Origin of the sequence: Citrobacter europaeus (assembly GCF_037482245.1) — a bacterium.
In the GTDB taxonomy this organism is placed as follows: domain Bacteria; phylum Pseudomonadota; class Gammaproteobacteria; order Enterobacterales; family Enterobacteriaceae; genus Citrobacter; species Citrobacter europaeus.
The window spans coordinates 878490-893780 of sequence record NZ_CP148084.1 but is presented as its reverse complement, the minus strand read 5'-3'; the positions used below and the strand labels follow the sequence as shown (position 1 = coordinate 893780).

The 15291-nt window shown below is 44.5% G+C and carries 11 protein-coding genes; 1 reads left to right on the top strand and 10 read right to left on the bottom strand.

Translation table 11 applies throughout. The features are described from left to right. The first annotated feature begins 820 nt into the window (after positions 1-820). The gene (locus WHR59_RS04250; RefSeq protein WP_075145667.1) at positions 821-1357 is read left to right on the top strand and encodes a GNAT family N-acetyltransferase; all 537 of its coding nucleotides are present in this window, start codon (positions 821-823) and stop codon (positions 1355-1357) included. Positions 1358-1654: 297 nt separating this feature from the next. Here the strand turns inward: WHR59_RS04250 and vexE are convergent, their stop codons facing one another. The 10 genes from vexE to WHR59_RS04200 all read right to left on the bottom strand — a co-directional run bounded on the left by vexE (position 1655) and on the right by WHR59_RS04200 (position 14980). Next, positions 1655-3637 carry a Vi polysaccharide transport protein VexE gene (vexE, locus tag WHR59_RS04245; RefSeq protein ID WP_338843624.1) on the bottom strand — a complete coding sequence of 661 codons (1983 nt, stop codon included), beginning with the start codon at positions 3635-3637 and terminating at the stop codon, positions 1655-1657. A gap of 19 nt (positions 3638-3656) precedes the next feature. Continuing rightward, entirely contained in the window at positions 3657-4958 is a 1302-nt protein-coding gene (gene vexD, locus WHR59_RS04240; protein WP_043017467.1) for a Vi polysaccharide ABC transporter inner membrane protein VexD, read from the bottom strand. A 22-nt stretch (positions 4959-4980) separates the two neighbouring features. Further along, positions 4981-5676, bottom strand: a complete 696-nt coding sequence (gene vexC / locus WHR59_RS04235; RefSeq protein WP_043017468.1) for a Vi polysaccharide ABC transporter ATP-binding protein VexC — start codon at positions 5674-5676, stop codon at positions 4981-4983. Between the two features lie 25 nt (positions 5677-5701). Continuing rightward, on the bottom strand, positions 5702-6496 hold the full coding sequence (gene vexB / locus WHR59_RS04230; RefSeq protein ID WP_043017469.1) for a Vi polysaccharide ABC transporter inner membrane protein VexB: 795 nt from the start codon (positions 6494-6496) through the stop codon (positions 5702-5704). A 9-nt stretch (positions 6497-6505) separates the two neighbouring features. Beyond that, positions 6506-7573, bottom strand: coding sequence for a Vi polysaccharide ABC transporter protein VexA (vexA, locus tag WHR59_RS04225; RefSeq protein WP_043017470.1), 1068 nt, complete (start codon positions 7571-7573; stop codon positions 6506-6508). Between the two features lie 45 nt (positions 7574-7618). Then, positions 7619-9355 carry a Vi polysaccharide biosynthesis glycosyltransferase TviE gene (gene tviE / locus WHR59_RS04220; RefSeq protein ID WP_075145664.1) on the bottom strand — a complete coding sequence of 579 codons (1737 nt, stop codon included), beginning with the start codon at positions 9353-9355 and terminating at the stop codon, positions 7619-7621. Continuing rightward, entirely contained in the window at positions 9355-11850 is a 2496-nt protein-coding gene (tviD, locus tag WHR59_RS04215; protein WP_155269022.1) for a Vi polysaccharide biosynthesis protein TviD, read from the bottom strand. The genes tviE and tviD overlap by 1 nt, the downstream gene beginning before the upstream one ends. A gap of 29 nt (positions 11851-11879) precedes the next feature. After that, positions 11880-12920 (bottom strand): Vi polysaccharide biosynthesis UDP-N-acetylglucosaminuronic acid C-4 epimerase TviC, encoded by a 1041-nt coding sequence (gene tviC, locus WHR59_RS04210; protein ID WP_043017473.1) that lies wholly within the window; start codon positions 12918-12920, stop codon positions 11880-11882. Positions 12921-12922: 2 nt separating this feature from the next. Next, a complete protein-coding gene (tviB, locus tag WHR59_RS04205) occupies positions 12923-14200 on the bottom strand; it encodes a Vi polysaccharide biosynthesis UDP-N-acetylglucosamine C-6 dehydrogenase TviB (RefSeq protein ID WP_043017474.1) in 1278 nt (425 codons plus the stop codon). A 255-nt stretch (positions 14201-14455) separates the two neighbouring features. After that, on the bottom strand, positions 14456-14980 hold the full coding sequence (locus tag WHR59_RS04200; protein WP_286518656.1) for a Vi polysaccharide biosynthesis protein TviA: 525 nt from the start codon (positions 14978-14980) through the stop codon (positions 14456-14458). Positions 14981-15291: the final 311 nt, after the last annotated feature.

The window sequence follows — 15291 nt, the reverse complement described above, 5'->3', positions numbered from 1 at the left end:
ATAACTTACATCAGAGTAAAAATAAGCGTTTTCAATAGATTACGGTCAATCCCTGACGGTTGCCGACCATGTAAGATGCACTATCGCTTATTTCGTAATAGGGTTATGAAGCAATTAATTCTTTCGTCTTATTGACTACCCGAGCCTCGTCCTCTAATCGTTGGAAAGGAGGCGTAAACTCAAAAATTTTATCACTCAGCGTAGTTCGTGGCTATGCGATAAGAAAACTCTTAGACAAAAAAAGTATTTTAGACCAAATTATCCTAATACTCTTGGGATTGAATTCTGGATTTAGATTAAGTTTGCATGACGAAACCTTGTGCTGCTGATAACTATTGCTGGTTAGCATAGCTACACCGCGCAACTGTTTGCATGGTAACTATTTTGCGAGATGGATAGAGAAAAATCTGATATGTGCACTCTGCTAAGAATAAAGATAACAATATACGTAATATAACTTAATTTCCGTCCTCAAACAGGACCAATAAGATGAAAATAAGGATACAGTTGCGAGAAGAATTAGGTACAGTAAAAATTCAATGAAATCAAACGAGTTTTTTAATCCATGAGTAAAACCTACCATAATTGGTATTTTGATATTCGACAGAATTCCTGCGCAAGAAATTGTGTTTTGCTCTACTCGGAAATGTATTTACCAACCTTGTGTATTATTGACAATATCAACCACAAACAACTTTTTAACCCTACAGATAGCAAGCTTGATTTTATTGAGCGTAGCGCTTCCAGCATAATTTTTTGCACTTACCTTCCCTTCAGCCTTTCAGGTAATCTTGACTAAGACGCCAACAGGGACTGAACAATGAAAATCGTTAACGCAGAAGAAGAGCACATCCACGCCATACGCGATATCTACGCCCATCATGTTATTCACGGTACTGGCAGCTTTGAAACTGACCCGCCGGATACCCGCGAGATGCTGGCACGTCTGGAAAAAATCCGCAGTCTGGGACTGCCGTGGGTTGTTGCACTGCAGGAAGATAAGGTCATAGGGTATTGTTATCTCACTCGCTATCGCGAGCGATATGCCTACCGCTATACCCTCGAAGATTCGATTTACATTGACCCGACGGCACAGCGTCAGGGGGCGGGAAAAGCGTTGCTCCGCCATGTCATTGACTGGGCCGAAACGCACGGTTACCGGCAGTTGATCGCCATCGTCGGCGACAGCAATAATCAGGGATCGCTGAAGGTCCATCAACAGGCCGGATTTACGCAAATCGGCACGCTAAAGAACATTGGCTTTAAACATGGACTCTGGCTTGATACGGTATTACTGCAACGCAACCTGGGCGCAGGCGACAGCACCCTACCAGCAGATTCCGGTGCCGCTATTTAACACTACTTAGGGATGACTTCAGGATACTGCCCTCTGGTAACCCACAGCTAAATTTGTGTGACCCAAGCGCATAGTAATGCCTCCTGTCATCCGGCCAATATGTCGTACATTCAGACCAACAGAATAACAATCCCGGCATAACGTAGTTATTATTTAATTCTCAAATAGTTAAGCCTGTTAGAACGAAAAAAGCACCCGAACGTTAATGAACGGATGCTTTAAAAATACACTCACTCAGTTTTACTTAGCGGGCGGTCCCACCTGATGCGTCATAAGCATCGTAGGACTGACGTCTTTTCAGCCCGAAGTTGATTCATCCCTACGCGTGATGTTTCGCCAAATCCCTCCCGAAAGTCTCAGGTTTTCCGGACCGCTTTTCAGGATTTGAGTAACACATTTAAGGTAATTGTCCTTCCAGCGAGCAATGAAAGAAGACTGACTTTCGAATCTATGCGGAGAGACCATTTTCTCCAGCACAAAATGGATGCGCCCGTCTCGCCAAACCGGAACACCAAATACGGTTGGCAAGTGCATTTTCCAGGCAAGGCGAGAGCAAAAGGAAGAGTAGGTAATCTGCTGACCGAAAAAGTCGATAGTCGGCGCACTCAAATTCAGCGCACCGTCTATCGCCACCACAAGCGACTGCCCACTATGTAAGGTCTGCATGCATGCCCTGACCACGTCCGCTTCGCTTTTATCGCTAACCGAAATCAATCGCTCACCGTAGCCCCCTTTGAGCACGCCAGGAGTGGAAGCCACCCATTTGCTGTTCATCTCCAGCAAAGACAGGATCATCGGCCCGGCATACATTGCGCCCAGATGAGCCGAGACAATAATGCAGCCACGCTGATCGAGCTGCAGCCCTCGGAAAAACTGCTCAACATGCGATATATCGGCCAATCGGTACATGGGTTCGTCGGCCTGCTCTCCTCGGCATTCAAGCCAGTCGAGGAGAAAATTATCTGCAAGATAGCCCCACTTCGCTCGGCGCTCCCATTCATGGCGCTCGATACCTGACTGTTTGCCGGCAATTTCCCATGCCCAGTCAAGGCGCTCATGCGGCAGGTTAACGGCGGAAATTTTCCCATCAAGCGCCAACAGCCCCTCCTCGAATGACTGAGGCAGATGATTTCCCCTGGCCCGAACATAGTGTGCAAAAACGTTTTCCGCTTCGCTTGTTTTCCCCGCCTGTAACAACGCCGCCGAGGCATAACGGTTCCATTTGCTCGTAACCCCTTTTTCCTTTGCCAGTTGTACAAACTGATCGCTGGCAGCAGCGTATTGCCCCACCTGACGCAGCGCTCGAGCATACATTGCTCTGACATAATGAAGTTCAGGATGACAAGCGAGCGACTGTTGCAGCAACGGAATGGCTTTCTCGTTCTGACCTGTTCTGATTAAGGCATCGGTATACAGGGTCACGATACGCAAATTATCAGGGGTAAAACGTAGGGCATGACGCCAATGCTCAGCGGCCTGAAGCTTCACTTCCTGGCTGCGGCCGGATTGATAGCAGGCAAGCCCCAGGCTACGACGCAGCGCAGCGCCATCTAACCCACGGGCTAATGCGGATTCTCCAGTCTGAATGGCTTCCTGATATTTGCCAACAGCGCAGAGCGTATCAATCGCCAGACCCGCCGACTCCTGCTTTTCTAAAGCGAAGAAAGGGAGCAATGCGCAGGCCAGGTCATAATCGCCTGGTAGGGGGCTTTTATTTAAGAAACTGAGGCAGGTCGCAATCATATCTACCCGTGGGGGAACTTCCTGCGCCTGAATTCTGGCCAGCGAGATTGCCTGTTGCCCTTTATCCGCCAGAGTCAAGCTGCGCAAATGGAGCGCAAAAATTTTGCTGTTACCAGAAAAAACGAGCCGTGCCCGCTCGGTTAAATCAGCAACAGTCGTATATTGTTTACTTTTAAGCAGTGCGCTTGCGACCAGCAGAACATCATCCGGCTGGCACGCATTCACCGCCAGCAGTTTGTTAACCACCTGTAGTACAGTGTCCCGATGATGTGATGCCAGCGGCGAAATAACCCATCGTCGCAATAAATTACGACTATTCCTTGCCGTCAGCACACGGTCGGACAATAACGCCATCCCGGCATCTGTTTCATCTTTACGTAAACACGCAATGGCGAAGAGAATAATATTCTGCTCATTTCCGGCACTATCGAGCACTTTTTCAGGATGCTGAGCAAAATAGCGGTATAGCCCATCCCAATCCTCTTGTTTGAGCAGGGTGGTAGGCGATATTTTTTCACATGTAGAGAGCAAGCTCATCGTTTTTCCTTAATAAGCTTTATTCACGCATCCGCCTGATGGTTATCAGGAGCGAGGTCACCAGGTACGCGATACCCAGCAACACAAAGAACAGTAACCACTTTGTACCATCGGCATAGCGGGTGGTGTCCGACACCACCATTGGTTGAGAAATGATCAGCAAATACCGCCTCTCACGTAGCGCTTGCAGCTTCCCCTGCTGTAAGGTTTGTAACGCAGATTCCCAGCGTGTTTTAGCGATTTCACTCTGCAGGCGAAGATCTTCAAACAAAGACAAACTTTCTGAAGATCCCTGCGACCCTAACTTATTGGACAGACGGTTACGCTGCTCGCCGATCTGCTTTTCCAGGACCTTGATTTTGGCCGACAGTCTGGGAATAAGGGGGTTTTGATCCAAACCATTAGCCATTAATTGCGCATATTCCGCTTTCGCCTCCGCCAGTTGCGTTTCAAAACCTGCAATCAGTTGATAAATCGCGGTCACTGTTTCCTGTGGTTCAATATCTTTTTGTATATGCTGTATTTTTAGCAATTCAAGCCGAACCGCCCCCAGATTTTCCTGGGCCGATTTAACATCGTTCTCCAGCCATAATATCCGTTCCTGCTGCATCCGCGCTGAAACGGTATTAACGTGCTGTTCCGCAAAAGCCAAAATACGCTGGGCAAAAAACTCAGCCTGTTCCGCACTCCGTGCCTTCACGTTTAAACGCAGCATGCCCTGTTGAATATCAATAGCGACCGAGACTTTTGATAAATAGTAACGATAGGGATCATCATTAATTCCCAGCGGCGCGTGATAGCGGGAAAATAATGCGATATCATCTTGCGCAAAATAAGATAAAAAGCCGAGTTCTTTTTCCATTCGATCCATCATTTCTTTCGAAAGAATAAACTCGCGAACCTGAAAGCCTTCTGACATCTCATTACCTGCGCCAAAGAAAGCTGTTCCAGAAAAATTATCCTGGCTGGCATCAGTTTGCACAATAAAGGTGGCATCCGCGCTGTAAAAACGCGAGGTTAATAACCACGACATAAGCATAATAATCAGTAGCGGCAAAGCAATATAAAGAAAGAGTCGACGTAGCGATCGTTTGGCTTGCTGAACACGCCGTTCTTTAATAACCAATGATGCTCTACGGACAGAATCAGCATCCGTCGCGGACCAGACTGAGTCTGGTCGATTATGACTTATCGATTCTGCCATTTTTTCCTTCTGGCGAAGGGCGCATTCTTCTTTTTGTTGCAGTCGCGAGGCTCGGCTTTCTTCTGCTACCTTCGCCCTTCCTTCTTTCCATTTTTTAATACGTTCTGAATTTTCCACACGCTATCCGTATATTTTCTATTTAAATATCAAAAGAATAATCATCAGTTTGCATCATCGCCTGATTTAACTGATATTGTTCAAAAAGCGCAGACGCTTGGGCTAAATCTTCACACATGGTAATTTTCCCATGCAGCAGTACGCCAAAGGCATGGCAGTGTTCTTTAATAAGCCGGGGGTTGCGTGTTAGCACAATCAACCCTTTCTGCTTTAGCTCATGAGCTAGCGCCTCCTGCATACGCGATTGTGAGGCATTGTCCCCGGTATACAGCTTGTCATCGGCAATATAAAGACGGCAGGGAAGCAGTAAATTAATGGCAAATGCCAGATGCGCTTTCATCGTGACAGAGTATTCACTCACCCTGTCGGTATAGCGCTGTTCAAGCTGGGTCAATTGATAGCAAAAATGTGAAAACTCATCTCCATCCAGACCATAAAGACTGGCCATCATGCGCGCATTCTCTTCGCCGGTTAATCCGGGCAGAACAAAAGCATTTGCCCCCAGCGGAAGTGCATCACCCCGCAGCCCCAGAAAATCCCCTTCATCAGGAGCATCTATGCCGCACAGCACTCGAGTTAGCGTCGTTTTGCCTGAACCAGGAGCCGCCAGAATACCGATATGCTCATGGTAATCCATGACAAAATCTGTTTTATCAAGGACCACTCGCGGGCCTTTATCAGACTCAAAATAGCGTGTACAACCTAATAAACCGAACACGAACGCGTCTCTCCTGAAGCTAAAGTCAGTGATTTTTAGTGTCATAAACCCGGTGAAAAATGATGCCCGCGAGGAATAACGTTGCGGAAAATGCCAGAGGATAAAAAGGTTCAAGGTAAAAAGAGTGGTACCCTTCAAACATTCCTTCTCTGACTATCTCATTGACATGAAGAAGAGGATTCCAACTGAATATACTTAATAATGAATATGGCAATTCATTCGCAGTATAAAATACAGCTGAAATCAAAAACATAGGTCTTAACACCACAGGAACCGCTTTATAGACCAGCGAAAACCGTTCAGACAGAGCATCACAAAAGTAACCAAACGATAGCCCCAGCAGCCAGGCGATAACCATCCCTTCAAAAATAAGGATCGGTTTATGGGCTTCCCAACGGGAGAAGATAAGAAAGTTAATCAATGAAACAATAATATAAATGATAACCGCATTAACAAATTCGACTGCGGCGAGAGCAAAAATCACATATCGTTTTTTAACCTGAGAGACAACCGCCAGTGATGTAAAGAATGAACGAGTGCGCATGGTTGCAGTGATGGTGTAGCGAAATAACAGATACGGTAATATACCTGAAATAACAAAGCTGATATCGTCAGTAAATATTGGAACTGCACGATTCAAATATTGGAAGGAAATAACGGTAATGGTTATCCATACCAATGGCACGGCCAATACCATCATATAATTTAGCACATTACCATTATATCGCGTCTTGATGTCGCGCGACATGAGTAAAATAATCAACTCACAGACGGAAATGAGTTTTACAAAATAATAAGTATTATTTTTCAAAATATTCATATAGCGACATTAGAAAGAATTAGAGCCACGGATCAAAAAGCTATCGAATGCGGCTTTTACCTTAGCGAAATCTGTCAAAGAGGCGTTAGAGATATAGATAATATCACCATCTTCCACTCGCATGGCCTGCGCTAAAAAAAATGAATCAGGTAGACCCATATTGACATGATAGATATTCAACTTACGCATCTGCTGCTTCGCTTGTTCTGCTTCATTATGCTTGTACAGAAACACTGATTGCGGATCGGCAAGATTGTCGTTTAATCCTTTAGCCAGCGCCAAGGCATCCACTACGCTGGAATGACGCTGAACCAGAGCATGTTTCCCCTGAACACCCGCCGCACCAAGAACATTCACATATTCGGTCACCTGGCGCAGAGTAATGCGATCATCCGGCTGTAAGACAATATCCAACGCTGGATACTGATAAATATCTGACAGGCGCGCATTAAAATAATGCTGCTGACGCGTCACGTGAACTTCCATCATATCTGCGCTGGTAGTTTCCATCGCCGCCGCCGTTGCCAAAAAATGACTTAGACGATTCATACTCCGTTCAAGAGGGTAACGCCCCGTTTTCCCACTGCCCTCGACGGTCACCATGGCCCCCGTGCGGGCAGTGAGCGTTACCAGTACCTGAGGGTTCAGGACAACGCGCGAAAGCCGCTTTCTGACCTCCTCAGCCAATTGCGTCACATCCATGCCGGTAACAGGAATTGTCCCAGCATAAGGCACCTGAACAATATTACTGTCAGTCACAAGAATATTTTCAAAATCCGCCCGGTCGCCGCTCGCGTTATTGGACAAATACCCCGCGCCGCCCGAGGATAAAATAGTGATATGCAGCACATCACCTTTAGCCAAAGATGTCCAGTGCCAGTTATTTTCGGCAAAGACCGGATCGACAATAGTTTTCGTCGCATTATCGGCATCACTCAGTTTTAATTCTGGCGTGACTTCGACCAGACGATAATGAGGATCATCCTGATTAATCAAGCTGGACTTAAATCCCGCTCTGGGAATAGTGCATCCTGAGAGCAGAATAAATGTCATTAATACAATAATAATTTTTTTCATAACTTATTATATAAATCAAAAAATTGAAAAAATGCCGTCCAAAAATTAACGTGGCTGAGAGGCAATGGTCTGTACAAACGTTTCCACCATATGCTCCACGGTAAAACGCTCTTGTAAAAATGACTGCGTCTGTTCGCAAATACCGGTTCTGCTACGCCATAAATTGACCAACTGTTCTGCATAGCTACAAGCCTGGTCAAGATTGACCGTCTGTGCATCATCAAGAATAAAACCTGAAATACCCGCAATAAAGCATTCAGCCGATCCGCCTGCAGGAGTCGAAATCACTGGTACCCCGACCATTTGTGCTTCAATAAGCACATTGGGCAATCCCTCATAACGAGAGAACAAAATGAATAGGTTCATTTTTTGCAACCAATACCCCACGTCACGCGAGACGCCGACAAATAATATCCTCTCCAGAATCCCCAATTGCTCGGCGCGTTGCTGAGCTTCAACGCGCAAATCCCCATCGCCAACAAGCACAAAACGCGTGGCGGGATGGTGATGTAAATAGCGTGCTGCAAAATCAATCCAGGCGAGAGGATTCTTATCGCCTACAAAGCGGAAAACACCGCCAATAGTCGTGTCCGCATCCTGCGTTTTTTGCGTAAACTGCTGCCAGATTTTTTGTGGCACCTCAGAAGAAGGTTCGGTGGATGGCGGTAAGACGCCGTTATATACAACCTGGAAGTGCTGCGCATCCAACTGCAACCAGTCGGCATAATGCCGGGTCACACAATGGTTGTTACTCATAAAATCAACGCCAGGCACGACCGCCAGTGCCCGGTAGAGAGGCTCATATTCCGGCTTGAAAAGACGTTTTCTCACCACAGGCGGCAACCCGCGTAATCCTAGTTGAATTCTGGGTACGCCAGCAATCAGCGCTGCAAGCGCAATCATCAGACAAGCGCCATCCTGCCAGACGGAGAGATAGTCCGGCTTACGCTCGCATAAGTGGGGCACCAGATGCTTGATGCCATAGTTACACACTGGTGGGAGATGAGAGAGCAATAAGCGCAGTTCCGGAGATTCGATTGTCGCATCGTCAAAGAAGTTTCCGGTAATCTTTGCGATTTCCAGTACCTCAACCTGTTCCTCCAGCACTTCTTTTAGGAAAAAGTCTTGTCTGAGCTCCGGTGACAGGGAGCGAATAATAAGTTCCACCGGTTCTTCTACTTTTAGGCCGCCAATTTTCCCCTGTTGCCGGTATTTTCTGGCGATCTCGATAGCCAGCCTGGAAATCTGACGCTCTGCGCCACCGCTACCTAACGAGCCAGTACAGAGTGAAAGGCGACCGAAAGACCCGACAGGAAGCCGCCGCGTCTGACGATTTCGATATGACAAGATGGCATGCTTCATCGCAATAATACGGGTGTTGGTCCCCACAGGGATCGCTTCCCCTTCAAGGCGCTCGAGTAAATCGCAGATCTTATTTATTTTGCCTAAATAATTGTTATATTTTTTCTGAACGCCGCTGCTAACGTTTGTCAGAATCATCTGTGCATCTTTGGCTAGCCCAGCATTATATAAACGACGCGCATACTCATAACGAGCTTCGTCATTGTTTTGTGCAATCAGCGTTTCATAGAGCGCGTACGCACGCTCCGTTTCATTAAAATCATGAAGAAATTCTGCTTTTTTTAGCGTCGCTAATGAAGTTAAATCCTCGGCCGGTAATTCACTGTCAATTAACGCAATAGCTTGCGCAAGCTTCCTCTCTTTTTTCAATGCTGAAAGCGTGTTTCCTAGCGCCGCTAACTTTTCTTCCTGCGTTATCATTATGACTTCCCTGATGTATTCTTTTGTAATGCGGCTATGCAGGTCGTTACCTGCCTTGTCACCGAATCCGTTGGCCCGTTCACTTTCTCCAGTCGCTGCCAATACTGCAAAGCCTGCGAGTAGTCGCGCAAATGCATCGCATTTAATGCGGCATATTTCAAGGCGTAGGCATTTTCGCTATCAAAAACGAGTAATTTTTTCGCATAATCAAGATGTTCATAAGAAGCGATAGCGCTACCGCCATCCCTCAGAGAATCATTAAATAATCTGATAATTTGCTTATATTCACGCATCAGACGAGAAACATCAGGATCAATACGTTTCATGCTAATCAATAAAGACAATGCTTCATCCAGACGCCCTTCGCTTTTCTTCTGGCGGACACATTTAAGGGCTCTGGTAGCGACATTGCGACATTCTTTCTCGAACAAGTCGTTCATTGATGCATTCTGGAAGGATGGAGAAATGCTCATGACGTTAGCAATCAAATCTATGAGAAATGGGATATCGTTAATGTGACGTATGCTACGTAACATAATCGACTGCAGGCTGGTAATGTTCGAGTTACGAATCAAGGTCATGTGGGCCAGTGTGCACGCTTCTTTCCAGGCACCAAGATTCACCAACGTTCTTGCACAATATACGGTGCTAACAGGATCGAACTCCAGAAGCGGCCACACAATTTTTGCCCCTGCCAGGATATTTTCATAATCCTCGCGCTCATACATTTCTCTTAATTTATCGCGCCATGCCGCTTTAACTTCATTATTAAAGCGAGAAATACGTGCGTGGGGATAAACCATAAATGCAGAGTAGCTGTACACCAGCGAAGTACTCAGTGAGACAAAATCTTCAACCGAATGTAGCGACAGCGCAGTATTGTTCCATGCCTCAAAAACATCGTGGAGTTTATCTTTATACGAGGTGCTAAGCGCCTGTTGATAGTTCATATTCTTGATGCAGAAAGCCGTTCGGATTACGAGGCCGGTATCATGAATTGTCGACAACACCGTCAGCGCAAATTCTGACTCATGGCGGAGTAACTGCTCGAGCGTCTTCATGAAAATCAATTCATCCCTGAATTTGACTGCCAATGATAGCGCTGTCTCCATAAACGCATCATTTAAACACTGCGATTGAATGCCGGCCTGGAAAGCGTCGGAAAATGCGTTGCCACCATTGAAATATTGTGTGCTACTCAGGAAACTAACCCATCCGCTTTGGGTTACAGGATTCAATAACAGTACACGTTTCCAGTATTGATATGACTTGTCAAATAGCTGTAAAGCATCGGCTGAGCTGGCGGCAACGGTAAGTACTTCTTCATCTTCAATCTCATTAGAAAGCATCATCTCGGCCGTCGATAAAGATTCCTGCCAACGCGCTAATCCATGTAGAGACCTCAGCCGGCAACGTAAGGTACTGTCAGTCGTACCGATAATTTTCTCAACATCACTAATATCCTGATAAGCCTGTTCATAATAACCTAAGCGACTAAAAATTACGGATCGAAGTTGAATCAGAACGGGCTCTTTCTGTTGATGTCTTAATGCGGCAAAAAGTTGCTGTGACGCGGCAATAATGTCGCCATCCGCAAGGTGCTTCGTGATCGATAAGGTAAGTTCACGTATTTGGTCTTGTTTCTCTTGCCGCCCCTCATCAAGATGATGATTAGTACTGTTGATCACATTCTTAAAAATGGTCGCAACGATAGCATCACCAAACATGTCGGTATAATGAGTAAGATCGTCGCCATTTTTTTCCAACGCACGTTTTTGCCCCCATTTTTCCATCAAATTTGTTGGATTAACGCAGGGAATACCCATCCTTGCGGCGATGGTGTCGACATTTTTAATCAACCGACTGCGGGACTGAATGACAGTTCCTGCACGAGTGACAGCATCAATATGGGTCATAAACATAACGCGATCGCGACCGAGAAGCTGAACGATTTCCTGCATATCCTGTTCGATAGCATGCTCATCCATCTGCTCGACATTGATACTGCTTAATAAGGCACGATCGCTTTCCGACATTCCTGCAAAACAGGGATCGTCTTTGAGATAGGCCAGTAGTTTGTGCTGATTTCCTTGCGACGCTAGCGACCAGTAGGCGCGTGCTCGCTCTGTTTGGCTAAAAAACTCATAGAAATGACGAGTTAAATAATTTATTTGTAAGCAGAATCCATAGGCCATAATCTTCTTCTGACTCGAAATTTCAACGATATAGAAATCAGAAGGACTATGAATATCGGTGTTTAAATAACTTACAGCAGGTCTAAAAATAAATGGTCGGACCTGAGCTGGAATGTCTATCAAGCCTAGAAAAAAACGAATTTGCTGTAATGCCTCACTGCTCGTATGCGTAAACCCGTAAATTTTCTTAAAGTTAGCCTGAAAATTAAAATAAGGCTGAGCTCGTTTTACTGGACTCACAATACGGCAACTACCAATTGCTGTAAGCGTAAACATCCCTGACGATTTCATTAAATTCATCCGCGTAAAAAGGAAATGAGCAGTTATACTCAGGAATACAAGATAGTTTGCTTATCAATATACCATTTTAGAGTTTGTTTCAGTCCTTCTTTGATATCAAACTCTGGCTCATACGAAAGCAATTTTTTTATTCTGGTTATATCAGCCTGGCTATGCTTAACGTCACCGTCACGAAAATCCTTATAAATTGGCTCAGCACAATTTTGCTCATCACGCCATAAATTTAATCCATCGCGAATAAGATAATAAAGCTCATTAAGTGACGTTCTATCTCCGACAGCCACATTATAGACTTTATTTTTTGAGGCTAAGTTATTAGTCGTTGCTGATAATAGATTGGCCTGAATTACATTCTCTATATAGCAAAAATCACGGCTCGTTGTACCATCGCCATTGATATAAATCGGTTCATCTTTAAGTAGTGATAGTATCCAACGTGGAATGACTGCAGAGTATGCGCCGTTAGGATTTTGGCGGCGGCCAAAGACATTAAAGTAACGTAAGCCAATAGCGTTAAAATCATAACTACGTGCAAACACATCAGCATATAATTCATTGACGTATTTTGTTACTGCATACGGGCTTAATGGTCGGCCGATCCGTTCCTCTATTTTAGGTAAATCGGGATGGTCGCCATAAGTGCTGCTGCTTGCTGCATAGGTGAAACCAGATACATGTGCATCTCTCGCCGCCGTCAACATATTTAAAAAACCATCAATGTTAGCACTATTTGTCGTGATAGGATCCTGTAAAGAACGTGGTACGCTTCCCAGAGCAGCCTGATGTAAAACGTAATCGACGTTCTCACAAACAGCCCGGCAATCGGCAAACGATCGAATATCCCCATGAATAAAGGTAAACCGGGACCATTGTTCTTCACTGACAGCGGCGCGCACGTCCTCTAAGTTATGCTGATAGCCAGTTGAAAAATTATCCAACCCAATTACCGTTTGATTTAAAAAGAGCAGTTCTTCCAATAACCCTGAGCCGATGAAACCGGCTACGCCAGTAATAAGCCAACGTTTTGGTTCAAGAACAAGTTGTATTTTTAATTCATCATAAGCTGTCATGATTATAACCTCACATCTGACTGCTCAGGGGGAAGAATATACTTCAGATCATAAAGCACATGTTTATCTTTTCCAAACCCACGAATATCATGACTCCCCATCAGCTTAAACTGCTCATGTCCGACTGCGACAATAATGGCATCATAAGATGCAGTTTTGATTTCCGATACAGGTATAATCCCGTATTCTTCTTCCACTTCCTCGGCATCAACCCAAGGGTCATAAATATCAACATTACAACTGTAATTACCCAATTCTTTTACAACATCAATAATGCGGGTATTTCTGATGTCCGGGCAGTTTTCTTTAAAAGTAAACCCCAGAATCAGAACGTTAGAACCCTCAACGTTAATTCCTTTTTTGATCATGGCTTTAATCAACTGTCCCGAAACATAGTTGCCCATATTATCGTTGAGTCGACGACCTGCGAGGATAATTTCTGGATAGTAACCGATGCCCTGAGATTTATGAGTCAGATAGTAAGGATCGACACCAATGCAGTGACCACCAACCAGTCCCGGACGGAATGGCAGGAAGTTCCATTTACTTCCCGCGGCTCGCAGCACGGCTTCAGTATCGATCTCTAATCGGTTAAAGATAATAGCCAATTCATTTACCAGCGCGATATTGAGATCACGCTGAGTATTTTCGATCACTTTTGCCGCTTCCGCGATCTTAATGCTTTCGGTTTTGTATGTTCCTGCCGTGATGATCTGTCGATAGATTGCATCAACCAAACAGGCCGTTTCCGCAGTTGAACCAGAGGTAATCTTCTTAATAGTTGTCAGTCGGTATTTTTTATCGCCGGGATTGATACGCTCTGGGCTATAGCCAACGAAGAAGTCTTTGTTAAATGTCATCGCTGATATGCGCTCCAGTATCGGCACGCATTCTTCTTCGGTACATCCTGGATATACCGTAGACTCATACACGACAATATCCCCCGGTTTCAGTACCTTGCCAACGGTTTCACTTGCCCTGATCAAAGGGGTGAGGTCTGGTTGCTTGTAATCGTTGATCGGCGTCGGGACAGTAATGATATAAAAATTGCATTCTCTGATTTCATCAATTGATGAAGTAAATGTCAGATGACGAGCATCACGCAACTCTTCTTCTGTAGTTTCGAGATTGACATCGATCCCTTCTTTTAGCTCAAGTATACGTTTATGATTAACATCAAAACCAACCACCTGACGAATTTTCCCAAATTCAGCGGCTAACGGTAAACCAACATATCCGAGTCCGATAATGGCAATTTTCACATCATCTTTGCTGATCATTACTGATAAGTCCTTTATTTAGTATTTATTAATTTTAAACTAATCCCAGATGTTTCTGGAATGCTACCGCCCCTGGCGAGCTTAGCCAGCATATCTATTGGTATTGTGATTGCGATAATTTCCAGTCTAATTAAGGCTAGAATTGTATATTTTCTAATTATAATCATACGAAGGTCGTATGCAGAATCCATACTAAAACAGTAATTAAATTCCGGATCTTAAAATGTAATTATTACTGAGTTAATGCATGGCTGTTTAATCTGGCAATAGAAGATACCGAGGGTCCCGCACACCAAATTTCATGGCGACCTCTTTTCTCCAACGATACAATGTAGACGGTGAGTTCATAAATCTATCCTGTAGCTCCTCCATACCGCTTTCGGTCAAGAAATACTTCATCTTCATGATATCTTTTTTGCTGATCTTAAAGCTGCATTCCTTTCGCCCTGCCGTTATCTTGTCACCATTTCGATACAGACTTATTTTTTTTATCATCTCCGGCACTGGCGTTGTGGTATCGAAAACAGCAATAACATTTTTGATATTATCCAGCCAAAAAAGAGCTAAAGGCATCAATCGTGAACTGGAAATGATGATTATGATTTTATTAATATCTTTATTCCGTGAAAAAAAGATCAACGTACTGCGCAAGCTGTATCGATTAAGGCTCACGAATAAATAATTTCTTTCGTTTGTAATCAGTGACATTTCATCAATAATACCAGCGACGCCAACCCCAAAGTAAATATCATTTGGTGGCCAGAAATGTTGATACTTCATGAAGCCTCCATAACCTCAAACAACTCTATTTCATCCATGGTAAAGGTAAAGGCGTACTTTCAAGCACACCTACCCTCTAAGCAAATACCTAACAACCGAGTAATTTATTTTATTAATATTGCTAAGTACATGAAATGAACTTTTACACAACAAGGATGTGATATCAACCCCTCACCATCCATAACTAAAACCTATCAATCATTCCATTTTGGATTTGAAATACTAATGAATGTTGGCAATTTATTGCTCTTATTGGTTGTATTATTAGCAATGACTGTGAAAACAAACTTTCATCTTTTATTCAAAATGAG

Coding starts and splice junctions, on each gene's coding strand:
- tviB (WP_043017474.1), bottom strand. CDS start 14,200: ATGATCAGCAAAGATGATGTGAAAATTGCCATTATCGGACTCGGATAT.
- vexB (WP_043017469.1), bottom strand. CDS start 6,496: ATGAATATTTTGAAAAATAATACTTATTATTTTGTAAAACTCATTTCC.
- WHR59_RS04200 (WP_286518656.1), bottom strand. CDS start 14,980: ATGAAGTATCAACATTTCTGGCCACCAAATGATATTTACTTTGGGGTT.
- tviD (WP_155269022.1), bottom strand. CDS start 11,850: ATGAATTTAATGAAATCGTCAGGGATGTTTACGCTTACAGCAATTGGT.
- vexE (WP_338843624.1), bottom strand. CDS start 3,637: ATGAGCTTGCTCTCTACATGTGAAAAAATATCGCCTACCACCCTGCTC.
- tviE (WP_075145664.1), bottom strand. CDS start 9,355: ATGATAACGCAGGAAGAAAAGTTAGCGGCGCTAGGAAACACGCTTTCA.
- tviC (WP_043017473.1), bottom strand. CDS start 12,920: ATGACAGCTTATGATGAATTAAAAATACAACTTGTTCTTGAACCAAAA.
- WHR59_RS04250 (WP_075145667.1), top strand. CDS start 821: ATGAAAATCGTTAACGCAGAAGAAGAGCACATCCACGCCATACGCGAT.
- vexA (WP_043017470.1), bottom strand. CDS start 7,573: ATGAAAAAAATTATTATTGTATTAATGACATTTATTCTGCTCTCAGGA.